Annotated in this window: 20 protein-coding genes and 1 pseudogene; 7 read left to right on the plus strand and 14 right to left on the minus strand. The window is 66.2% G+C overall.

Annotated elements, in window-relative coordinates; genetic code table 11:
- Positions 1-143, plus strand: a pseudogene (locus DID96_RS31705) (IS630 family transposase); the annotation flags it as partial.
- Between the two features lie 121 nt (positions 144-264).
- Positions 265-1587, plus strand: a complete 1323-nt coding sequence (locus tag DID96_RS31710) for an MFS transporter (RefSeq protein ID WP_124603165.1) — start codon at positions 265-267, stop codon at positions 1585-1587.
- 39 nt (positions 1588-1626) lie between these two features.
- On the opposite strand, the gene DID96_RS31715 is transcribed toward DID96_RS31710, so the two are convergent.
- From DID96_RS31715 to DID96_RS31725, 3 genes are read right to left on the minus strand one after another with little or no spacing between them, the layout of a single operon-like run.
- The gene (locus DID96_RS31715) at positions 1627-3252 is read right to left on the minus strand and encodes an amidohydrolase (RefSeq protein ID WP_124603166.1); all 1626 of its coding nucleotides are present in this window, start codon (positions 3250-3252) and stop codon (positions 1627-1629) included.
- A gap of 42 nt (positions 3253-3294) precedes the next feature.
- The gene (locus DID96_RS31720; protein ID WP_185732433.1) at positions 3295-3522 is read right to left on the minus strand and encodes a hypothetical protein; all 228 of its coding nucleotides are present in this window, start codon (positions 3520-3522) and stop codon (positions 3295-3297) included.
- A complete protein-coding gene (locus DID96_RS31725; RefSeq protein WP_124603167.1) occupies positions 3513-3896 on the minus strand; it encodes a YXWGXW repeat-containing protein in 384 nt (127 codons plus the stop codon). The genes DID96_RS31720 and DID96_RS31725 overlap by 10 nt, the downstream gene beginning before the upstream one ends.
- Before the next feature lie 598 nt (positions 3897-4494).
- Here DID96_RS31725 and DID96_RS31735 point away from each other — a divergent pair.
- Complete coding sequence (locus DID96_RS31735; RefSeq protein ID WP_124603169.1) at positions 4495-5616, plus strand: porin; 1122 nt, start codon at positions 4495-4497, stop codon at positions 5614-5616.
- A 209-nt stretch (positions 5617-5825) separates the two neighbouring features.
- Here the strand turns inward: DID96_RS31735 and DID96_RS31740 are convergent, their stop codons facing one another.
- A complete protein-coding gene (locus tag DID96_RS31740) occupies positions 5826-6224 on the minus strand; it encodes a GreA/GreB family elongation factor (RefSeq protein ID WP_124603170.1) in 399 nt (132 codons plus the stop codon).
- A 513-nt stretch (positions 6225-6737) separates the two neighbouring features.
- Here DID96_RS31740 and DID96_RS31745 point away from each other — a divergent pair.
- Complete coding sequence (locus DID96_RS31745; protein WP_124603171.1) at positions 6738-7064, plus strand: DUF4148 domain-containing protein; 327 nt, start codon at positions 6738-6740, stop codon at positions 7062-7064.
- Positions 7065-7215: 151 nt separating this feature from the next.
- Here the strand turns inward: DID96_RS31745 and DID96_RS31750 are convergent, their stop codons facing one another.
- Positions 7216-7677 carry a CBS domain-containing protein gene (locus DID96_RS31750; RefSeq protein ID WP_124603172.1) on the minus strand — a complete coding sequence of 154 codons (462 nt, stop codon included), beginning with the start codon at positions 7675-7677 and terminating at the stop codon, positions 7216-7218.
- A 176-nt stretch (positions 7678-7853) separates the two neighbouring features.
- Between DID96_RS31750 and ribA the strand changes: the two genes are divergently transcribed.
- Complete coding sequence (ribA, locus tag DID96_RS31755) at positions 7854-8504, plus strand: GTP cyclohydrolase II (RefSeq protein WP_124603173.1); 651 nt, start codon at positions 7854-7856, stop codon at positions 8502-8504.
- 367 nt (positions 8505-8871) lie between these two features.
- On the opposite strand, the gene shc is transcribed toward ribA, so the two are convergent.
- Entirely contained in the window at positions 8872-10908 is a 2037-nt protein-coding gene (shc, locus tag DID96_RS31760; RefSeq protein WP_124603174.1) for a squalene--hopene cyclase, read from the minus strand.
- Positions 10909-10972: 64 nt separating this feature from the next.
- Here shc and DID96_RS31765 point away from each other — a divergent pair, with 64 nt between their 5' ends.
- A complete protein-coding gene (locus DID96_RS31765) occupies positions 10973-11737 on the plus strand; it encodes a TetR/AcrR family transcriptional regulator (RefSeq protein WP_124603201.1) in 765 nt (254 codons plus the stop codon).
- Between the two features lie 212 nt (positions 11738-11949).
- Here DID96_RS31765 and DID96_RS31770 read toward each other — a convergent pair whose 3' ends face one another.
- The 3 genes from DID96_RS31770 to DID96_RS31780 form a co-directional block, all read right to left on the minus strand.
- Positions 11950-12750, minus strand: coding sequence for a hypothetical protein (locus DID96_RS31770; RefSeq protein ID WP_185732434.1), 801 nt, complete (start codon positions 12748-12750; stop codon positions 11950-11952).
- Between the two features lie 44 nt (positions 12751-12794).
- Positions 12795-13397: an acyl-homoserine-lactone synthase gene (locus DID96_RS31775; RefSeq protein ID WP_124603175.1), complete on the minus strand. Its 603-nt coding sequence runs from the start codon at positions 13395-13397 to the stop codon at positions 12795-12797.
- 208 nt (positions 13398-13605) lie between these two features.
- Positions 13606-14049 carry a DUF4902 domain-containing protein gene (locus DID96_RS31780; RefSeq protein WP_124603176.1) on the minus strand — a complete coding sequence of 148 codons (444 nt, stop codon included), beginning with the start codon at positions 14047-14049 and terminating at the stop codon, positions 13606-13608.
- Between the two features lie 72 nt (positions 14050-14121).
- Between DID96_RS31780 and DID96_RS31785 the strand changes: the two genes are divergently transcribed.
- Positions 14122-14841 (plus strand): autoinducer binding domain-containing protein, encoded by a 720-nt coding sequence (locus DID96_RS31785; protein ID WP_124603177.1) that lies wholly within the window; start codon positions 14122-14124, stop codon positions 14839-14841.
- Between the two features lie 18 nt (positions 14842-14859).
- Here DID96_RS31785 and DID96_RS31790 read toward each other — a convergent pair whose 3' ends face one another.
- The 5 genes from DID96_RS31790 to DID96_RS31815 form a co-directional block, all read right to left on the minus strand.
- Entirely contained in the window at positions 14860-15567 is a 708-nt protein-coding gene (locus DID96_RS31790; protein ID WP_124603178.1) for an MgtC/SapB family protein, read from the minus strand.
- Positions 15568-15901: 334 nt separating this feature from the next.
- Positions 15902-17449, minus strand: a complete 1548-nt coding sequence (locus DID96_RS31800; protein WP_124603179.1) for a TolC family protein — start codon at positions 17447-17449, stop codon at positions 15902-15904.
- Positions 17436-19571 carry an FUSC family protein gene (locus DID96_RS31805; RefSeq protein WP_124603180.1) on the minus strand — a complete coding sequence of 712 codons (2136 nt, stop codon included), beginning with the start codon at positions 19569-19571 and terminating at the stop codon, positions 17436-17438. The genes DID96_RS31800 and DID96_RS31805 overlap by 14 nt, the downstream gene beginning before the upstream one ends.
- Entirely contained in the window at positions 19552-20601 is a 1050-nt protein-coding gene (gene mdtN / locus DID96_RS31810; protein ID WP_124603181.1) for a multidrug transporter subunit MdtN, read from the minus strand. Before mdtN ends, DID96_RS31805 begins: the two co-directional genes overlap by 20 nt.
- Complete coding sequence (locus tag DID96_RS31815; protein WP_124603182.1) at positions 20598-20891, minus strand: hypothetical protein; 294 nt, start codon at positions 20889-20891, stop codon at positions 20598-20600. Before DID96_RS31815 ends, mdtN begins: the two co-directional genes overlap by 4 nt.
- Between the last annotated feature and the right edge of the window lie 149 nt (positions 20892-21040).

The raw sequence follows: 21040 nt of genomic DNA on the forward strand, positions 1-21040 counted from the left end.
GCGGCGTCGCGCGACGCCCTTTGCAAAAGGGTGAAAAACTCGGGCCGCGGATCCATGAACAGCTTGAAAAAATTGGGCAAGACCCGAAGCTCGTCCGCGCGTTCTTCAGACATCCATCTGTCCGCTATATTTCTGACCTATGAGTAATTGATGTGGTCTTTCTGCGTGCCTATGATCGATCCACGCCGGGCGTGCTCCCCGGTGCGGCGTCGGGAACGAGCGGCCCATGCCGCTGCCATGAAACACCAGGAAAGGAGGACACACATGCGCGCTGATTCACGTCGTGGCACGCGGCATCGGCAGGTGGCCGCCGCCGTCGTCGGCAATACGCTCGAGTGGTACGACTTCATCGTCTACGGGTTCTTTTCCGGGATCATCGCCCGCCTGTTCTTTCCCGCCGAAAGCCAGTACGCGTCGCTGCTGATGTCGCTCGCGACGTTCGGCGTCGGGTTCTTCATGCGCCCGGTCGGGGGCGTGCTGCTCGGGCTTTATGCGGACCGCAAGGGGCGCAAGGCGGCAATGCAGCTGATCATCTTCCTGATGACGCTGTCGATCGCGCTGATCGCATTCGCGCCGACCTACGCGACGATCGGCCCGGCCGCACCGGTCCTGATCGTCGCCGCGCGGATGCTGCAAGGGTTCGCGACCGGCGGCGAATACGCGAGCTCCACCGCGTTCCTCGTCGAAAGCGCGCCTGCACACCGGCGCGGCCTGTATGGCTCGTGGCAGCTGATCGGTCAATGTCTCTCGGTGTTCGCCGGCGCGGCGATGGGGGCGTGGGCGACCCGCAACCTGTCGCCCGGCGCGCTCGACAGCTGGGGCTGGCGCGTGCCGTTCGCGATCGGGCTGCTGATCGGGCCGGTCGGGCTGTGGATCCGCCGCCACATGGAGGAGACCGACGCGTTTCTCGACGCGAGCAAGGCAGCAGGGCAGCCGGCAATCAGCGTGTCCGGCGTGCTGCGCGACAACCTGCGCGGCGTGCTGGTGTCGATCGGCCAGACCGTGACGGGCACGGCCGTGTTCTACGTGATGCTCGTGAACCTGCCGACGTTCGCGCACAAGACGTTCGGGCTGCCGCTCGACCAGGTCTTCAACGTGCAGATGCTGGCGGTGGCGCTGCTGACGGTGACGATTCCGGTTGCCGCGTCGCTATCCGATCGCATCGGCCGGCGGCCGGTCCTGCTCGCCGGCATGCTGGCGCTGCTGACGGTCACCTATCCGCTGTTCTCGTGGCTCGCCGCGGCGCCGAGCATGGGGCGCCTGCTCGTCATGCAGCTCGTCATCTGCGTGAACATCGGCATCATCTACGGCCCGGCGCCCACTGCGCTCGCGGAGCAGTTCGCGACGCGTACGCGTTCGACCAGCATTGCGCTTGCCTACAACCTCGCGGTGATGCTGTTCGGCGGCTTCGCGCCATTCATCGTCACGTGGCTGATGCGCGCGAGCGGCTCGCCGGTCGCGCCTGCGTGGTACGTGCTGTTCGCGACGCTGTTCGGGCTGGCCGCGAGCGTGTTCATGCGTGAAGGCGCGCCCGCCGTGCTCGAGCGCCGGCGTTATCGCGGCGATACGATCGTGAGCGCCGAATAGCGCGGCTGGCGGCAGGCCTCGGGGAGCAGCTCCGGTCGATCAGTCCGCCCAGCCCGGTGCCGCAAAGACCACTTCGCCGCGGAAGCGCGTCTCGATCACGCGTGCCTGCGCGAATTCCTCGACCGGATGCCGGAACGGGTTGCGATCGAGGATCGCGAAACTCGCATCCTTGCCGGCCTCGAGCGAACCCGCGCAATCGTCGAAGCGCAGTGCGTATGCAGCGTTCACCGTGTACGCATCGAGCATCGTGAGCAGGTCGAGCCGTTCGTGCGGATTCCACGGCGGGCAGTCGGGCTGTTCGATCAGCGCGTGCGTGACGGCGGTCTGGATGATCGGCAGCGGATCCATCGTGCTCACCGACCAGTCGGAGCCGCCCGCCAGCATCGCGCCGGCATTGCGCAGGCTGCGGAACGGGTAGTTGCGCGCGGTGCGCTCCGGCCCGAGCAGGTCGCAGTAGAGCTGCTGCTGTTCGGGGCGGGCGGCGGTCCACAGCGCCTGTATGCTCGCAATCGCGCCCAACTGGTTGAAACGGCCCATGTCGGCCGGATCGACGAGCTGCAGGTGCGCGAGCTGCGCGCGCCGGTCGCGCACGCCGTTGCGACGCTGTATGTATTCGAGCGCATCGAGCGTCATGCGCACCGCGCGATCGGCGAGCGTGTGGAAGTGCAGGTCGAAGCCGGCCGAGTCGGCGAGCAGGCAGATCTCGTTGAGCGCGTCCTGGCTCCACAGCGTGAGGCCGCAGTCGTCGGTGCCCGCATAGGGTTCGAGCAGCGCGGCCGTCTTCGATTCGGGCACGCCGTCGACGAAGATCTTTACCGTATGCAGGCGCAGGTTGTCGCATTCGTACTCGCGGCGCCACGCGGCGAAGCGTTCGACCTGCTCGCGCGGATCGCGGCGCGGGTTCGCATACAGGCCCGCGCTCATGTACACCTTCAGCGTGCCCGCGCGTTGCGCGGCGGCATAGGCGTCGAGCTCGTCTTCCTGGACGCGCGCATCGAACCACCCGGTGATGCCGAAGCCATGCGCCATCGCATGTGCCTTTGCGAGCGATTTCGGATAGCCGGCCGGGCTCAGTTGCGGAATGTGCGAGCAGATCCGGTAGAAGGCCGCCTCGTGGACGACGCCGGTGGGCGCGCCGGCCGCATCGCGCTCGTGCACGCCGCCTGACGGATCGGGCGTGTCCGCCGTGATGCCGACGGCTTCGAGCCCCTTCGTGTTGAGACAGCCGCTGTGTACGTCGAAGCCGACCACGAGGAGCGGGCGGTCGGGCACGATCCGGTCGAGCAGCGCGCGCGTCGGGTAGGCACCGAACGCAGCCAGATTGGCGCCGCCGAGATAAACCCACGGCTCGTCAGGCATCGCGTCCGCGCATGCGCGGATGCGCTGCAGGATCGTGTCGGGATCGTTGATGCCGGACAGGTCGAAGTCGCCGAGGATCTGATGGCCTTCGAGCGGATGCACGTGGCCGTCGATGAAGCCCGGCAGCATCAGCCGGCCGGCGAGATCCACGACGCGCGTGGCCGGGCCGGCCAGCGGGCGGATGTCGTCGTCGCGGCCGACCGCCAGAATCTTGCCGTCGCGGGTTGCGAGCGCTTGCGCGAAGCGGCGCTGCGCGTCGCCCGTATACAGGATGCCGTTCAGATAGACGGTATCGGCGTGTTGCATGGTGTCTCCGAGGTAATCGACGTGTTCCGGTCGTCGGGTCGCTCAGATACTAGGGGCGGGGCGTGGGGCTGTCTGTCCTCGTTTCGAGGACAAGGTGCGACAAAGCAGATTGAAGCGCTGCAGCAGCACGTCGTCATCCGGGAGCGGCGCCACGCTGGCGAGGCGCGCGTGCTGCACCAGCAGCGGCAACAGGAAATCGCCGAGCTGGCGCAGCAGGCTCAGTTCGGCGTGCGTGATCGCCGGCCGCCCTGGCGGGCGGCTCAGCGCCAATACCCGTCGACGTACACCCAGGCTTGCCCCTGGCGCCGCCACGAACCGGGAATCCAGCGGTGGCCGGGGCGACGCGCGATCCACCGGCCGGGGATCCATACATATTGTCCGCGCTGCCATCGCCAGTAGCCGTCGGTCCAGATATAGCCGCCCGGCCGCGGCGGTGGCGGGCGCCGTTCGTGCCGCATCGCCGGCGGCGCCATTCGCGGGCGGTCGTCATACGGCGGGCCGCCGGGATTGCGGTACGGGCCGGACGGCCGGTAAACGGGCGGCGGGGGCGGCGCGGGCTGCGCCGAGGCGGCGCGCAGCCAGGCTCCCGTGCCGGCGAAAGCGGCGGTCAGTCCGATGGCGCGCAACAACGAGCGTCGATTCATGGTTTGCCTGTCCTGTTGTGCTGTCGTGTCCGTCGTACCTTAGCGCGCCCGGCGCCAGGCCGGGTTACGCGCCCCGTTAAGGCTGTTACCGCATGTCACGGCCGCGACGGCGCCGGTCGATCGGGCTTGCCGCACGCGACGGCCTCGAGTCATCCGCTTGGCGGCGCATTCCTCGGACGTTTTACGCCGACGCATCCGCTGCGGAAGCCAAAACCCTGATATTTGGGACAAAATCAGGTAAAAATTGCCGATTCCGTGGGGTTTGCGCGATTCCGTTTGTTGTTTCTATGCAACCGTCAAGACGATGACATGTTGGAATGGTGGGATGAATGCGACCAAAAAGCAGCCGTCAAGAAGCCAAAAAGAAACGTCAAAACAAATACTTATAAGACGGCCCCATTTCTATTATTTCTAGTTCTGGAAAAGCTTATTTCTTTATTTGCGAATCGCGCCCCTAGGGTACACCCCTAAACTCACGGTTCCCAAACGGGCAACTATCCGGGCGCAGCCAGCAGGACCGATGGCGTTTCCGGGCGGTTGCAGACCGTTTATGAACAAGGTCGCGAGACCTGCCTCTTTTTAGAAGGGAGCTCCACGAATGAACAAGACTCTGATCGTTGCAGCAGCTGCAGCATCGTTCGCAACCGTCGCTCACGCGCAAAGCAGCGTCACGCTGTACGGCGTGCTGGACGCAGGCATCACCTACACGAGCAACGTCCAGCCGGCACTGGGCCAAGCTGGCAAGTCGCGTTGGGCGATGGGTTCGGGCATTGACCAGAGCCGTTTCGGCCTGCGTGGCTCGGAAGACCTGGGTGGCGGCCTGAAGGCAATCTTCACGTTGGAAAGCGGCTTCAACATCGGTAACGGCAAGTTCGCGAACGGCAGCAACGGCATGTTCAACCGTCAAGCTTTCGTCGGCCTGTCGAGCCAGTACGGCACGGTCACGCTGGGTAAGCAGTATGACGCAACGCAAGACTACCTGGCGCCGCTGACGGCAACGGGTTCGTGGGGTGGCACGTACTTCGCGCACCCGCTGAACCTCGACCGTCTGAGCACGACCGGTGATGTCGCATCGAACAACACGATCAAGTTCACGAGCGCGAACTACGCTGGCCTGCAATTCGGCGGCACGTACTCGTTCTCGAACAACACGAACTTCGGCAACAACCGTGCGTACAGCGCGGGTGCTGCATACCAGTTCCAAGGTCTGAAGCTGGCTGCTGCATACTCGCAAGCGAACCTGGGTGACGGTACGAACGCAAACGGCGCGACGTCGTCGGCGATCGGTGGCATCGCTAGCCAAGGCCGCGTCCGCACGTACGGTGCTGCTGCTGGTTATGCATTCGGTCCGGCACAAGTCGGCGCTGCATGGACGCAAGCGCGTCTCGACAACAATGCAGTCGGTGTGGGCACGCTGCGCACTGACAACTACGAAGTCAACGCAAAGTACAACCTGACGCCGGCTCTCGGCTTGGGCGCTGCTTACACGTACACGAACGCGAAGATCAACAACGGCAGCACGCACTGGAACCAGTTCGGCCTGCAAGCTGACTACTCGCTGTCGAAGCGCACGGACGTCTACGCACAAGCTGTGTACCAGCGTGCAGCGAAGAACGGCATTGGCGCATCGATCTACAACGGCGACAGCTTCAACAACAATCTGCCGAGCTCGTCGATCAACCAAACCGCAGCAACGGTTGGTCTGCGTCACCGCTTCTAAGCGTGACTGCTGGGTAACCAGCTCTGAAAAAGGCGCCTTCGGGCGCCTTTTTTTCGTTTACGCGGCGTGAAGGCCGCGAATGGTCTGGCGAATTCGATCCGAGGGCTGTCCGGACGAAAAAAAGCGAGGCATCCGATCCGGAAGCCTCGCTGGCTCGATGTGTGGGCGCGTTGCGCAGCCGCCGGGAGCCTGCCGCACGGGCGGCCGTGTCAGCGCGTGTATTCGCCGTTGGCCTCGGGCTGGAACACGATCGCGGCGACCTTCATCAGCTTCTCGATGCCGCTCGGCTGCATCACCTTCACCAACTGGCCGCGCTGCGTGCCCAGCAAAGCCATGCCAACCGGCGAAAAGACGTTCAGGCGCCCTTGTTCGAGATTGGCTTCGTCGGGATAAACAATCGTCCAGGTGGTCTGCTCGTTGGTCGCTTCGTCGAGCAGCGTGATCTGCGAATTCATCGTCACGACGTTCGCCTTGATCGCGTCGGACTGGACGATGTCGGCCCGCTCCAGCAGCGCGTCGAGCATCGTCTGGAAGCGCGGGCTGTGCTCGGCGTGCTTCTCGAGCCGGGCGACATCGAGTTCGGTCAATTGGTGCAGACGTTGTTTCATGGCAATTCTCCTAATGATCGGCAGGGTCAGGCGTGGCAAACCTACGTGGATCGCCCGGAGCCTGTCTGACGTGGCTCCGGGAGGAGACTGGGCCGTCAGATCAAGCGCCGGGCAGGGGTGAGCGGAGCCTGGGCCGCGCGTCGAGCGAGGGGGTGAGCCGGGTGCCCGGCGAGCGCGCGCATGCCGTCCGGGCCGGACGGCGAAACAACGGGAAGCAAGGGCGCGCGCATGGTGTAAAGGAATTCGTCAGTTGGATAAAACCTTTCAATTCTACAACGGAACGCTCAATACCGCTGAATTGCGTGTCAGCCATTCGACAGCGATTGTTGTCGGATTGGTTTAAGTTGCCGCGTTACAGCCGCGTAGCTGGCCGTGATAGTTGTCAAAACCGCAACGCAGTATGTTCAATCTAAGGGTTTCCCCTTGGTAACGCGGAGACTAGACTTCATTCAATCGCTTCAGACAGACCTGCCGGAAGCGACGTGAACACAGAACATACATCGGAGGTAAATCATGAAGTCGATCATTTACGCAGCGATTGCCGCTACTGTCCTCGCCACCCCGATCGCGTCGTTCGCGCAGTCGGATCAGGGGCTGACCCGCGACCAGGTGAAGGCTGAGCTCGTGCAGCTCGAGCAGAATGGCTACAAGCCGCTGGCCAGCGACGCGGAATATCCGGCGAACATCCAGGCCGCCGAGCAGCGCATCCAGCCGAGCCAGCAAGTGCTGACGCGCGCGGATACGAGCGGCTACGGCGCCGCAGCCACTGGCGCGGCACAGTCTGGCCGCCGCACGACGGAAGCGCCGAATCCCGTGAATTCGATCTACTTCGGCAACTAATATCCCGGGTCTGCCCGATAACGCATCCATACCGACGGGCGGCGCGCCACAGGCGCGTCGCTCGCCAACAGGCGCAGAACCTCCGTCGCCGCATTCCGGCGGCTTTCCGCCCAGACGCTCGCGCGTTTGGGCCTTTTTTGCTGGGGCGCGGTCAGACTGACGTGACGGCGGGGGTTCCGTGGATATAGTGTTCGAGCTGGCTGATCGTGAATTGCTGGTCCGCAATCACGCTCTTGACGAGGTCGCCGATCGAAACGAGGCCGATCAGTTTGCCGTCGTCGAGTACGGGGAGGTGGCGCATCCGGTGTTCGGTCATCAGCGCCATGCACTCTTCGCTCGATTGCGACGGCTCGACGTAGCGCACCTTGGCGGTCATGATTTCCTCGACGCGCGTGGCTTTCGACGAGCGGTCCTGCAGCACGACCTTGCGCGCATAATCGCGCTCGGTGACGATGCCGGCGATGTCGTCGCCCTCGACGACCAGCAGTGCGCCGATGCCCTTTTCGGCCATCAGCTTGATGGCGTCGTAGACGAGATCGGTCTTCCTGACGGTGTAGATCGTGCGGCCAGAATCCGGCTTGGCCTTGAGAATCTGCGCGACAGTCGTGCTCATTCGCTTTCTCCGTGTGCTGGGCAATCCAGGGAAGGCAGGGCGTGATGCGCGTCACCCGATGGATCGAGTATAAACGGGCGTCGGCAGCAGGCGCGTGACTAATTCCAGATTAGCGGTAAACTCCGGTCACGTGCCATCCAGAAAATTCCTACATTCCTGATCGTTTGATTGATTCCATGATGTCTTCGCGTCCCCAATCGCCCACGCCGGGCAACGGCCAGGCCGACGAGTGCGTGACGCTCGTGGCCACCGCCTCGCTGCCCACGCGCTACGGCACGTTTACGTCATATGCTTTCCGTGTGTCGGGCAGCGATGCCGAACATCTCGCGCTCGTGATGGGCGACGTTGCCGGCGAGCAGTCCGTGCTGACGCGGCTGCATTCCGAATGCCTGACCGGCGACGTGTTCGGCTCGTATCGCTGCGACTGCGGCGAGCAGCTGGATCTCGCATTGCGCTACATCGCCGCGGAAGACCGCGGTGTGCTGCTGTACCTGCGCGGTCACGAAGGGCGCGGCATCGGCCTGAGCAACAAGATTCGCGCGTACGCGCTGCAGGAGCAGGGGCGGGATACCGTCGAAGCGAACCTCGACCTCGGCCTGCCCGACGATGCCCGTGAATACGATTCTGCTGCCGCGATCCTGCGCATCCTCGGCGTGACGTCGGTGCGCCTGATGAGCAACAACCCGAAGAAATTCGACACGCTCATGAAGCATGGCATCCCCGTTTGCGAACGCGTGGCGCTGGCAGTGCCGGTGCGCGAGGAAAACGAACGCTATATCCGCACCAAGCAGACGAAGTTCGGGCATTACTTCGAAGAGAACGAATGACGACTTTCGGTGCGCCGGTGTCCGTCGGTTGATAGGCGGACGCGGCGCTTCGATCGTTTCCCGACCACATCGGAGCCGGCGCGTCCGGCTCTCGTTTTTTTGTGCATGTCTTCGTCGCTGACGCGCTCCGGCTCGGTAGCTGTGGGCGCTGTGCTTTGGTTGTTGACCCAATGCTTCGACGCGTTTGGCTGGTCGGAAGGCTGCTGCGTCGACATGTCGACGATTCGCCACTGTCCGTGTCACAGGTAGCATGCCTGACCGACAGAAGCCGTCTGTCGACACATCAGCGCTCCACACCTCGGGATAGCAGCCCCCGGGACGCGGCGACATCCACACACCGCCCCGATTCACCACAACGTCCCATCGCTCAAGCGATTGCCGGGTCCGCCGCTGCCACCGTATCCGGGTTGCGTCCATCGGATAGCGACCGCGCGCCCGCAAGGCGGCGATACCGTGCCAGCGCCCACAACGGGAAGTAGGCCGTGTAGCCGTGATACTTGAGGTAGAAGATGCGCGGAAATCCGGGCGCATTGTGCGAGCGGTGCCACCAGAATCCGTCGTCCTGCTGGACCGACAGCAGATAGGCGATGCCGCGCCGCACGGATTCGGATTCCCAGTCGCCGAACGCCATTTGCGCGAGGAGCGCCCACGCGGTGCAGTTCGACGTGCTCTCGCCGTAGTTGGTCGCGGCGAGATGCGGGTCGACGTAGCTGTCGTTCGTCTCGCCCCAGCCGCCATCCGGATGCTGTTGCGCACGAAGCCAGTCGAGCGCCCGCGCAATGTAGGGTTGCGACTTGTCCTCGCCGGACAGCGCGAGGCCGGCAAGCACGCTCCACGTGCCGTATAGATAGTTCGTGCCCCAACGGCCCCACCAGCTGCCGTCGGGCTGCTGCGTGCGCTTCACGTACTCGATGCATTGCGCGAGTGCGGCCCGGTCATCCGCGCGCTTCGTGACACCGAAGCACAGCAGTACGCGGCCCGATACGTCCTCGGTCGGCGGATCGAGCAATGCGCCATGATCGGCGAACGGAATCGCGTTCAAGTAGAGGCGGTCGCAGTCGGCATCGAACGCGGCAAAGCCGCCATTGCGCGATTGCAGCCCGCGCATCCAGTCGAGTGCGCGCGCCACGCGTTGCGCGTACGGATGGGTGCCGTCTGCGTGCCGATGCGTACGGCCGCGGCGATCGAGCATCGCGGTTACGACCGCGCTGTCGTCGATGTCCGGATAGTACGGATTCGCATACTGGAATGCCCATCCGCCCGGTTGCGTGTCCGGGTGCGCGTTCTCGGTCCAGTCGCCGCGCAGGTCGTTCACCTGGCGCGTTGCCAGCCAGTCGTATGCGCGCGCAATGCGTTCGTCGAGCTCGCGCGTGGCGTGCGCGTTCGCACTCGAATCGGGGGCTGCCACGCCGCGCGCCTGTTCGAGCGCCATCGTGCTCCACGCCGTATCCCACACCGGCGACAGGCACGGCTGGCAATACACGCTGCCATCTGCGCGCGTCACCAGCAGCTTCTCCAGCGCATCCTCACAGTCGCGCCGCAGTGGATGATCGTCAGGATAGCTGAGCACGGCCATCATCTGATAGCTGTAGACGATCGGCGGAAAGATGCCGCCGAGTCCGTCTTCGCCGTTCATGCGCTCCGCGCACCACGCTTCCGCATGGCGGATCGCGCGCTGCCGCAGCCGCTTCGGCAGCAGCGGCTCGATATGGCGGACCGTGCGGTCAAGCGCGAGAAAGAGCTTGCGCATGCCCCGCGCGGGCGGGAAGTAGTGGCGCTCCTCGTCAGGCGGCGTGACGAACAGTTCGCCGATCGATATGTTGCGCGGATTGCTGGCGCGCGCCTTCAGCGAGCATAGTACGAGCAGCGGCACCATCGTCGTGCGGGCCCAGTAGGCGACCTTGTACATCGAGATCGGCACCCACTTGGGGAACAGCACGAACTCGACGGGCATGAACGGCGCTGCACGCCATGGCACCTGGCCGAACGTCGCGAGCAGGATGCGCGTGAACACGTTCGACCGGGCTGCGCCGCCGAGCTTCAGGATCGCGTCCCGCGCACGCACCATGTGTGGCGCATGCTCAGGATCACCGGCGGCCTTGAGCGCGAAATAGGCCTTCACGCTGCATGACACGTCCGGATCGCCGTCGACGTACAGGTCCCATGCGCCATGCGTGTCGAGCCGCTGGATCGAGCGCAGGTAGCGGGCCATCTTCTCCTGGCGTGCATCGTCGATCTTGTCCATGAAATGCATCATCAGGATGTATTCCGCGGTGATCGTCGCGTCGGATTCGAGTTCGAAACACCAGCTTCCGTCGGGTTGCTGAAGGTGTGCGAGCGCGTCGCGTCCGCGGGCGATGGCGGCATCGAGCGCGGACCAGGGGGGAAAGATGGGATTGTTCATGCGGCGGATAATACCATCCGGATGGAATGTTTTACGCGCGCTCGCTGATGCTAAGATCCGCGCTATGAAAAAACGCCTCGACCAAGCGCCGCGCGACGTTGCCGCGAACACCGCACCGACCGCACCGACCGCACCGACCGCACCGACCGCACCGACCAACCCGGCCGACACGCACTCAGCCGAACAACCGTCGGCGCGGGCGACAACCGCCGCCGGCGTGCGGCGCAAGAAAGCGCCGGAGCAGGTGCGGGCCCAACTGCTCGCGGCGGCCTCGGACATCGCCACGCATCACGGCGTGCAGGCGCTGACGCTCGACGCGGTGGCCGAGCGCGCCGGCGTGACGAAGGGGGCGCTGCAGTATCACTTCGCGAACAAGCAAGGCTTGCTGGATGCGCTCTTCGAGCAGACGGCGGAGCGTTTCAACCGGCAGATGGACGCGCGTATCGCTGCGGATCCTCAGCCAGCCGGGGCGGCAGCGCGCGCTTACGTGCAAACGATGCTAGACAAGGCAAACCCGGCGGCCAGTACCGACGTGCTGCGTGTCCTGGTGGCGTCGATGGTCAGCGAGCCGGAGACGCGCGAACGCTGGTCGGTGCCGATCAGCGAATTGAGCCGCCCCGACCCGGTGCCGCTCGAGCAGGCGGCGACGCTGATGATTTGCCGGCTCGCGGCCGACGGGTTGTGGATTTCGGAACTGCTCGGCAGTCAGGCGCTGCCGCAAGACCTGCGCACGGAAATCATCCGGCAACTGGATCGCATGACCGTCGGCGTGGATCCCGTGGACACGCACGGATCGGATGCCGCGGCCCGCGGCCGGAATCGGTGTTGAGCGGGAAGACGCGTATCACCGGCATTCGCATGGGGGCCGATCATAGCGGCGTCCGCTTGATCCCTTGCTCCATTTGGCACCTCTTCGATACGTCGAAAAAGTGTCAACCTATTTCAGGATGGGTCACAGGCAATAAAAAAGCCCGCTGCTTGAGCGGGCCGAATCCATGTGTGGAGACATGGAGGAGACAAACGTAAATTTAAGGGAAAACCCTAGAGAATGCAATACCCTGTTGCGTTCCTGCCACGCGCCCGATGTTCGCCGAACCGCCCTTGCGCGATCGGCAACGCATACTTGTCACGCATTTCCGTCTCGATCCACGCACATGCTTCACGCGCACAGTCGTTGAGCTCGTACCGCGTCGCATGGCCGTCGATGTCGTAGACGAATCGCACACCGACTTCGTCGTCCGCAAGTTGCCGCTCGAGCTGGTTGAGCTGCAGTTGCGGCGTGTGCCGCTGCGAGAGCGCGCGCAACTCGTCGAAGTGATACTCGAGCCAGTCCGCGAAGAACAGCGCGTCGCTGCGGCACGGCAGCCGGAATGCCGCGCTGCGCGATGGGCGCACCGTGCCGTCGGCGCTGCCCGCCGGCAGCGTGGCGGACGCCTGCGCGGCACGCTCGGAGCCGGCCGCCGTTTCGACGACCGGCGCGAGCGGGTGCCGGATGTGCCGGTACGGCTCGCGGTCGCGCAGCGCGTGCCACAGCAGCTCGTCGCTCGCGGCACAGGAGGGCTGCATCGTCAGGTCGTGGCGGCCGTCGCCGGCTGTGGCAATCTCGCGTATCACGAGGCGCAGCGAGCAGAGCGGCTCGTCACCGGCCAGCAGCGTCGCTGCGCGGGGCAGGCCGCTGACGAGCGGTGCCGGCCCGGATGCCCGGAACACGAGCCCGCGGCGGTCGAGCCAGACGAGCGGCAGCGGTTCCGGAAACGACGGATAGGCGACGGCGATGCGGCTGCTGCTGCCTGCGGTCGTCAATCCGGGCAACATCGCGTAAAACACCGGTGAGTGGTCCACGTTGATACTCCTTCATTTACGATTCCGCCCGAGAAACTGCACGCTCAGGCGGTGATGGCTTGCCGGGCACCGGATTCCGGATCGATCCCGAGTGCTGCAAACGTTTGCGGATCAATATCGATCCAGCACGCGACCACCAGTCGACCGTCAGCCACCTTCGGCGGACCTGCGCGGTGCGCATGCACGCCGATGCGGCGGAACAGGCGCTCCATGCTCGCGAACGTCACGCCGATCAGCTGCCGGGCGCCGAGTTGCGCCGCGCATTCGACCACTGCCGCCAGCATCGGCCTTACTGCCCATATGTCGCTGTCCGCAGCGTCGCCGGTGGCCGCGAATCGCGACAGTTCCCACACCGCGGCCGATTGCGGCAGCGGCATGTCCTCGGCGATCAGTTCCGCGAACAGCGTCATCAACAGGTACGGGCGCGTTGTCGACAGCAGACGCGCGCATCCGCACATCTCGCCGCGGCCGTTGCGTGCGAACACGTAGACGGTGTCGTCCCGGTCGAACTGATCATGCTCGCAACACTCGTTCGCCGACGGGAGCGCCCAGCCGAGCTGTTCGACGAACACGCGGCGCCGGTAGCGCCCGAGATCCGCTGCAAGGTCGTGTGGCAACCGCCCCTCCTCGTGAACGAAGGTTTGCATGGTGTCCTCGGGTCTGTGCTTGGTATTCGTGCATTACAGCGTGCGTCCCGAGGCGGTCGTAACTGGTAACTCTTACAGGGTGGCTGGGCAAAATGGCCGATTCGCGCATGGAATCGGTTTCTTGATCTGCGGGATTGAAAACCGGACGGTTTTTGCTTATAAAGAGCGCCAACGCGGCGCAAACATCAGACGATTGCGCGGCCGGTTGTCACTGGAGCGTCGGCCCGGCATGATAGGCATCGTTGTGCGCGAGCACGGCGGCTGCCACGGCGGCGGGCCAGTCGATGGATGCGAGGTGGGCTGCGAGGATGGCGGCGGTGCGGGTCATGCCGATGTCGGCACCGGCGGCGTCGACGGCCATCACGTTGCTGCGGACGTCGCCACCGGCGATCACGAATGCGCCGTACGCGCGTTCGCGGTACCAGTCCCAGCCGACCGTCACGTAAGCGACGCCGGCGAGCGCGGGGCGATGCCACTCGGTGTAGCCCGCGATGCGTGCATCGATCGCACTGCTGCGCAGTTCCGCCAGCAGTGACGCGTCGAGGCCGCTCGTGACATGGTCGAGCGCAAGCTCGGCCAGTGCGCTTTCGGACAGACGCACGTAGCCGTCCGGAGACGGGCCGCGGAAGGGATGCAGCAAAGGTGAAGTCATGCGCGGAATGTATCAGGCCGAACCGGCGCTGAAACCTGACAAGTATGACAGCGTGACGTTGTCGGAGAACGAATGGAACTGCGCTGGCAGGACGCCTACCATCAATTCAGCGCCGCGGAAGACGAGCAGCAGCTCTTCCAGCGGATCGCTGCCTATTCGAAGCGCCTCGGCTTCGAATACTGCTGTTACGGGATCCGCGTGCCGCTGCCGGTGTCGAAGCCGGCGGTCGCGATCTTCGACACCTATCCGGACGGCTGGATGGAGCATTACCAGGCGCAGAACTACATCGAGATCGATTCGACGGTTCGCGACGGTGCGCTCAGTACCAACATGATCGTCTGGCCGGACGTCGACAAGATTGCGCCGTGTCCGCTGTGGGAGGATGCGCGCGACCACGGGCTGGCGGTCGGCGTCGCGCAGTCGAGCTGGGCTGCGCGCGGCGCGTTCGGCCTGTTGAGCATCGCGCGTCACGCCGATCGCCTCACGCCCGCCGAAATCAACATGCTCACGCTGCAGACCAACTGGCTCGCGAACCTGTCGCATTCGCTGATGAGCCGCTTCATGGTGCCGAAGCTGGCGCCGGAGGCGAGCGTCATGCTGACCGCGCGCGAACGCGAGGTGCTGTGCTGGACCGCCGAAGGCAAGACGGCGTGCGAGATCGGCCAGATTCTCGGCATCTCCGAGCGGACCGTGAACTTCCACGTGAACAACATCCTCGAGAAACTCGGCGCGACCAACAAGGTGCAGGCAGTCGTCAAGGCGATTTCGGCCGGGCTCATCGATACGCCGTGAGCGGTGCTGCGGCGCCGCTCACTCCATCAGCGGCTCCGCTTCCTTTGCCGTCCAGCTCACGCTGGAGATGCTTTTTTCCATGCTGATGCGGCTCGCGATCTGCTCGAGCTTCGGCTGATCCTTCGGATGCAGCTTCAGCGTCGCGGTGACCTTCAGCCGGTTCGGCTGGTCGGGCACGTCCTCGCTCGTCAGGCTCTGGAACGACAGCGGTTTCGCATACATCGAATTCGACAGCAGCGTGCGGATGTGCACTTCGTCCGCTGCGAGGCAGATCACCGTGATCTGGTATTCGCGCACGAGATCCGCATTCGACACGGGCGTCGCGTTGATCGCCTGGCTCACGCCGCGCAGCAGCGTGTTGGTGAGCAGTACGACGGCGGTCCCCGCGATTGCCGGCACGAAATGCCCCGAGCCGGACAGCACGCCGACCGCGGCCGCGCACCACAGCGTCGCCGCGGTGTTGATGCCCTGGATCGAACCCTTGTCGCGCATGATCACGCCGCCGCCGAGAAAGCCGACGCCGGACACGACGTACGCGGCGATCTGCGTGACACCGGCCACGCCGTTGCCGGTCAGCACGCCGAGCGTGACGAACAGGCACGCGCCGCTCGCGACCAGCGTGATCGTGCGCAGGCCGGCCGTGCGCTGCCGCATCTGGCGCTCGAGACCGATTGCGACGCCGCAGGCGAACGCGGTGAAAAGACGAATGGCGAAATCGAAAGTCATGAGTTGTCCTGCCGTGCAAGGGGCGCATGCGGACGGACGTCGGGTCGGCGTCGGGCCGGGGGCGACGCGATGGCCGTCATCGCGCGGTACTGTACCGCGCGAATGCGTGATGTAGTGTGAAACGGGGCGGCGTGCCGGGCTCGCTGGAACGCGAGCCGGGGCAGGAGAACTGCGGCAGGCAGGCGTTCAGGCGGCGAGCTGCGCACGCAATGTGCTGCAACTGTCCACGTTGATTCCTGAAAGATGAATGGGCGGCATTCTAGGCGGCGGCGCGCGCTCGCGTCAACTCGCGCGTATCGTTCGACGCGACGTGGCCGCATGCCGCCGGCCCGCGTTACTGCGCCGCGCCGACCGTGCCCGTCGCGAGCGCGAGCGTGGCGGCCGCCGACAACGCGCCGCAATAGCTGTCGACGTCCGCGTTCTGCGCGACGAGCAGCTGGCTCTGTGCGAGCGTCGCGTCGGTCACCGAGCCGACGCCGTTCCGGTACGCGGTCAGCGCGGCGTCGTAGCTCGTCTGCGCGGCGGCGACGAGCGCCGTCGCGGCCTCGTGCGACGCGAGACTCGTCTGCAGCGCATTCTGCGCGACGACGATCTGCCGGACCGCTTCCTCCTTCGTGCGCGTGAGCCGTGCCGTCGCGCTTTCCGCGTCGTTGCGCGCCTGCATCAGTACCGCCGAGCGCAAGCCGGCGTCGTACAGCGGAATCGTGATGCCGACGAACACGCCGCCACCGTAGCGGTTGCCGTTCAGGTTGACGGTGGGCGCCTGCTGGCCGATCGCGGGCAGTGCGGAGATCGAGGTGCCGCCGCTGAGGTAGGACGCCGTTGCGGACATGAACACCTTCGGCATGAACTCCGCCTCTGCCGCCTTCACCTTCGCGCGATCGGCCTTTTCGAGCGCGTACGCGCCCTGCAGGTCGGGGCGTCGCGCGATCGCGTCCGCCACGATTGCGTCGACCGACGCGCCGAGTGCGGGCGGTAGCGGCCGCGCCGGCAACGGCGCGATCGTCGGCTTCGACAATGGCGAGATGCCGAGCGCCGAGACGAGCCCGAGATAGCCATCGCTCTCCGCGCCGCGCGCTTCCACGAGCGCAAGGTTGGCCTGTGCGCGGTTCTGGGTCGCCTGCGCAACTTCGACAACGGTGCCGACGCCCTGCCTGAGCCGCGCGCGCGCTGCCGCGGCGATCGCATCCGCATTCGCGAGGCTTTGCTGTGCGCTTCGCGCGCGCGAACGCGCGGCTTCGTAGCGGTAATACGCGATGGTGACGTCGTGGATCACCTGCTGATGGACGGCCGTGAACGTGACGTTCGACACGATCGACACCTGTTCGGCCGCTTCGACGCGCGCCGCGCGGCCGCCGAAATCGAACAGCAGCCACTGCAGCGCAAGCGCCGACACGGTGCCGTGCGCGCTCGTGTTTGCCGACGCATCGCCGAGCAGGGTCGACGTCGAGCCGTGGCCGGCCTGGTAGCCGCCCATCGCGGTCGCGGACAATTGCGGCAGGTACGCAGCCTTCGCGATGCCGACCGCGAGCGCCGCATTGCGTGCATCGTTCCACGCGATGCGGGTCAGCGGGTTCGTCGATTCGGCGAGATCGATCAGTTCGGGCAGCGTGTACGCATGCGCGGCATCGAACGCGGCGGGCGGCGGCACAGCCGCGAGCGCCGTGTTGGCGGGCAGCGTGTAATCGTGGCTCGGCGGATTCCCTTGAGGTTTCGGCGCGCCCGGCACGATCTCGCCGGAGGCTGTCGTCTGCGGCTGCCACGGGCGATCGGACGCCTCCGGCGCGAGGTCGAGCGACGACGTCGCGCAGCCGGCCAGCACGACGGCCGCCGTGACGGCGGCAACGACGAGCGGGGTGGTCGGCGGTTCAGGAACGCGCATGGGAATGAGACTCCTTCGGTGTGGCTTCACGGGCGGCGTCGGCGAGGCGAGCGAGCCGCGCGTCGATCAGGTTCAGCAGTGCGTCATGTTCGGGCGTGGTGCCGTTCGCGGCGGCAGCGGATCGCGCTGCGGGCGAAGCGGACGGTGGCGCGCTCGCGCGCGTGCCCGCGTCGGCGTCCTGCGCGACGCGCGCGAGCCGCGCGTCGATCGCAGCGTCGCCCGGCGCGCGTTCGGCGAGCAGGAGCAGCGGCCCTTCGAGCGCGCCGAGTTCCGCGAGCGTGCGGCGGCGTGCGGCGATCCACACGGGCGCAGGCCGCACCCACGACGGTTCGTAGTGGATCAGGCCAAGGTTCTGCACGATCGCGCCGTGGCGCGCGAATGCGGCCGCCGCCTGCGCGCGCCGTTCGGCCGGATGGGCGACCTGCACGAGCCGGCGCCACTGGTCGAGCAGCGCGGCGAGCGCCGTGTCCACCTGCCTTGCGATGCTGACAGGCCAGATGCGCGTGAACACGAGGTAGATCACGACGTTGCCGAGCAGGATGCCGATCGTACGATCGCGTGCAATCGTCAGGTCGAAGCCGGGCCCCGCGCCCTGGATCACGCACAGGAACAGCGCGAACGCGATCTGGAAGCCCGCATACCCGACGCGCGGCGATCCGAATGCGACCCACGCCGACAGCCACGCGCCGGCGAACACGACGGCCATCAGCTGGCCGATCGACGACAGCGCGGGCATCACGAACACGATCGCCGCGGTGCCGACGAGCGCGCCGACGATGCAGCCGCCGATCCGCAGCGTGAGCTTCTCGATCGTCTCGGCGGTCGTGCCGAGCGACACGATGTAGCAGGTGATGAAGCACGTATGGATGCCGGACCAGTCGAGCTGCATGTACAGCAGGTAGCAGAACATCGCGGCGACCGTGGTTTTGAGCGCATAGCGGACGTGGTCGGGATTCGTGCGCGCGTCCGGCAGGAAGAAACCGCCGCGCGGTTTGGCATGTGCGTCGGGCGGGGTGCCGCGCGACCCTTCGGATGCTGCGTCGGGCGTCGCTTCGGGCGTTGCGTTGGGCGTTGCTTCGGGCACTGCGTTCGGCGACGCATCGTGAGCGGACGCCGGCGGACGCTGTGCGGTGGCTTCCGCGAACTGCGTGATCGCCGTGTGCAGATCCGCCGCGACGACACGCGCGAGCGGCGGCAGCGCATCGGCCGGCGGCAGCGCGAGCGCGATGTCGACCGGATAGCCGCGTTGCTCGAGCATGCGGGCCATCTCGTCGAGCGTCGTCGCGATCGGTGCGGTGAATGCGTCGGGCAGCCGTGCGTCGGTCTCGCGGCTCGCCAGCGCGACCGAGACGAGGATCGCGGTGCTCGACGCGATCGCCTGCCGCAGCGCGGCGACATCGGCGGCGCTCGACGTGCCTTCGAGCTTCGACAGCTTGAGCCACGTCAGCAACTGCTCGTCGCCTTCGCGCAGCGCGGCATCGAACGCGGCGCGCGCGTCGTCGTCGCCGTCACTGTCGCCGTCGCCGCGCAGCTGTCGGGCGGCGAGCCGCAGCCGCTTGGCGAGCGTGGCACCGGCGAGGCAGCGGGGCGACGGCGCGATCAGCAGGTTGACGACAATCGCGATGCCGACCGGAATCGCGATCACCAGCCACACATAGAGCAGCGCACGCGTCGCGGCTTCGCCGACCGGCGCGAGGCCGAGTTCGTCGAGCCCGTAGCCGACGATCATCGCGAGGATCGCGCCGATCGGGCGTAGCTTGCTCGCGGACGTCAGGTAGAGCAGCCCGACTGACAGCACGGCCATGCACGCGACGCGCAGTACCGGATAGTCGATGCTGAACAGCGCGACGCCGAGCACGAGCCCGATCACGACGGTGATGACCAGCAGCAGCGCGGTGGCGAGCACGACGCTCGTCACGCGGTCCGGCCGGATCAGGAAGAACACGACGTACGCGGAAAGCGCGCCTTCGGGCGTGCCGTACGCGCTCGTCACGAGCGCGGTCAGCGCGCAGATCAGCGCGACCCGCGTGGCGATTGCCGCGCGGCCCGGGAACGGCGCGAGCAGGCGCAGGATCTCGCGCGGGCCGGGTGCCCGGATGTCGTCAGCGGCAGGCTGTGCCATGCCGGATCTCGACGATCGCGCTCGCGCCGACGCGCACGAGCTTGCCGTCGGGCTCGTCGAGCTTCACGCGCACCGGGAAGCGCTGCGCGACGTGCACCCAGTTCACCGAACGCTGGACGAGCGGCAGCGTACGCGGAAGATTGATGCGCTCCGTATCCGCGATGCCCGCGCCAATGCCGATCACCTTGCCGGCTATCGGCCGGCTGCGGTCGATCATCGAATAGACGGTCGCGCAGTCGCCGACGTCGATATGCGTCAGCGACGTCTCGCGGAAATTGCCGACCGCAAACCATTCGTTCGCCGCGATCAGCGTGAAGATCGACTGGCTCGGCGCGACCGTTTCGCCCGCGAGCACCGACAGGCCCGTCACGAGGCCGTCGTGCGGTGCACGCACGACGGTGTCGTCGAGCGCATGCTGCGCACGGGCGAGCGCGGCTTCGCGCGCATGCAGTGTCGCGATCGCGTCGGCATCCTCGCCGATCGTCTGCGCGGAGGATCGCTGCTGCTCCTGTGCCTGCTTGAGCGACACGGCCGCGTCGCGCTGCGCGACCTGTGCCTGGTCGAACTGCTGCGCGCTGACGTAGCCCTGCGCGGCGAGCGGCGCGAGCCGCTTCACGCTGCGCGTCGCGAGATCGTAGTTGTGTGCCGCGCGGTTCACCTGCTCGGCGGCGACCGATGCGTTCGAGCGTTCGCCGATCAGCGTCTTGCGCCGCGTGTCGAGCGCGGCGCGCGCGAGTTCGACGTCGGCCTGCGCCTGCGCGACCGTCAGCCGGTACGGCACGGGATCGATCTCGAACAGCAGGTCGCCTTTCGCGACGCGCTGGTTCTCCTGCACCGCGAGCTTCACGATGCGTCCGCCGACGGGCGACGCGACGTGCACGACATCCGCGTCGATCGACGCGTCGTCGGTCGACGGATAGCCGGTCGTGCGGTAATACGCGTAGCCGACGGCTGCGATGCCGAGCGCGACGATCGCGAGCGCGATCAGGCGGCCTTTCAGTGGGGGGCGGGATTGGCCGGCGAGTTTCATGCGAATGGCCCCGTTCCGGCCAGCCAGACGAGCACGGCGACCACGAGCCCGATCGCGGTGCAAACCGCGAGCTGGAACGGCACCGTATCGACCCAGCCGGTCGCGACGAAAATGCGGTGCGCGACGATCGCGCCGACCACGCCGATCACCGCGCTGAAGAGCCACAGCGGGAAGTACGCGCCGAACAGCGCGTACGTGGGCGCGCCGCGCGACGCGCAGCCGGCGAGCGGGACGGCCGGCGCAAGCGTCGCGCAAAGGCGCGCGGGGGCGCGCAGCGGGTTATTTTTCATCACGCGACGGACTCGACGGACAGGTTGGGTCGGAAGGCGGCGCCGGGCCGCGCGGCCGGAATGGCCGACCAATTGCCGACTAATGGCTGACCAATCGCTGACCAATGGCCGGCCCCACGTTACGTCGCCGATAATAAATCAGTGCGGTG

Source organism: Burkholderia sp. Bp8963 (genome assembly GCF_003854275.1).
Taxonomy (GTDB): Bacteria; Pseudomonadota; Gammaproteobacteria; order Burkholderiales; family Burkholderiaceae; genus Burkholderia.

What these genes read in the sequence shown, in the direction of transcription:
- DID96_RS31800 (WP_124603179.1), bottom strand. Translation starts at nt 17,449, where the DNA reads ATGCGCGTTCCTGAACCGCCGACCACCCCGCTCGTCGTTGCCGCCGTC.
- DID96_RS31775 (WP_124603175.1), bottom strand. Translation starts at nt 13,397, where the DNA reads ATGCAAACCTTCGTTCACGAGGAGGGGCGGTTGCCACACGACCTTGCA.
- DID96_RS31790 (WP_124603178.1), bottom strand. Translation starts at nt 15,567, where the DNA reads ATGACTTTCGATTTCGCCATTCGTCTTTTCACCGCGTTCGCCTGCGGC.
- shc (WP_124603174.1), bottom strand. Translation starts at nt 10,908, where the DNA reads ATGAACAATCCCATCTTTCCCCCCTGGTCCGCGCTCGATGCCGCCATC.
- DID96_RS31765 (WP_124603201.1), top strand. Translation starts at nt 10,973, where the DNA reads ATGAAAAAACGCCTCGACCAAGCGCCGCGCGACGTTGCCGCGAACACC.
- DID96_RS31815 (WP_124603182.1), bottom strand. Translation starts at nt 20,891, where the DNA reads ATGAAAAATAACCCGCTGCGCGCCCCCGCGCGCCTTTGCGCGACGCTT.
- DID96_RS31715 (WP_124603166.1), bottom strand. Translation starts at nt 3,252, where the DNA reads ATGCAACACGCCGATACCGTCTATCTGAACGGCATCCTGTATACGGGC.
- DID96_RS31745 (WP_124603171.1), top strand. Translation starts at nt 6,738, where the DNA reads ATGAAGTCGATCATTTACGCAGCGATTGCCGCTACTGTCCTCGCCACC.
- DID96_RS31725 (WP_124603167.1), bottom strand. Translation starts at nt 3,896, where the DNA reads ATGAATCGACGCTCGTTGTTGCGCGCCATCGGACTGACCGCCGCTTTC.
- mdtN (WP_124603181.1), bottom strand. Translation starts at nt 20,601, where the DNA reads ATGAAACTCGCCGGCCAATCCCGCCCCCCACTGAAAGGCCGCCTGATC.
- DID96_RS31785 (WP_124603177.1), top strand. Translation starts at nt 14,122, where the DNA reads ATGGAACTGCGCTGGCAGGACGCCTACCATCAATTCAGCGCCGCGGAA.
- DID96_RS31740 (WP_124603170.1), bottom strand. Translation starts at nt 6,224, where the DNA reads ATGAAACAACGTCTGCACCAATTGACCGAACTCGATGTCGCCCGGCTC.
- DID96_RS31750 (WP_124603172.1), bottom strand. Translation starts at nt 7,677, where the DNA reads ATGAGCACGACTGTCGCGCAGATTCTCAAGGCCAAGCCGGATTCTGGC.
- DID96_RS31710 (WP_124603165.1), top strand. Translation starts at nt 265, where the DNA reads ATGCGCGCTGATTCACGTCGTGGCACGCGGCATCGGCAGGTGGCCGCC.
- DID96_RS31735 (WP_124603169.1), top strand. Translation starts at nt 4,495, where the DNA reads ATGAACAAGACTCTGATCGTTGCAGCAGCTGCAGCATCGTTCGCAACC.
- DID96_RS31780 (WP_124603176.1), bottom strand. Translation starts at nt 14,049, where the DNA reads ATGACTTCACCTTTGCTGCATCCCTTCCGCGGCCCGTCTCCGGACGGC.
- ribA (WP_124603173.1), top strand. Translation starts at nt 7,854, where the DNA reads ATGATGTCTTCGCGTCCCCAATCGCCCACGCCGGGCAACGGCCAGGCC.
- DID96_RS31805 (WP_124603180.1), bottom strand. Translation starts at nt 19,571, where the DNA reads ATGGCACAGCCTGCCGCTGACGACATCCGGGCACCCGGCCCGCGCGAG.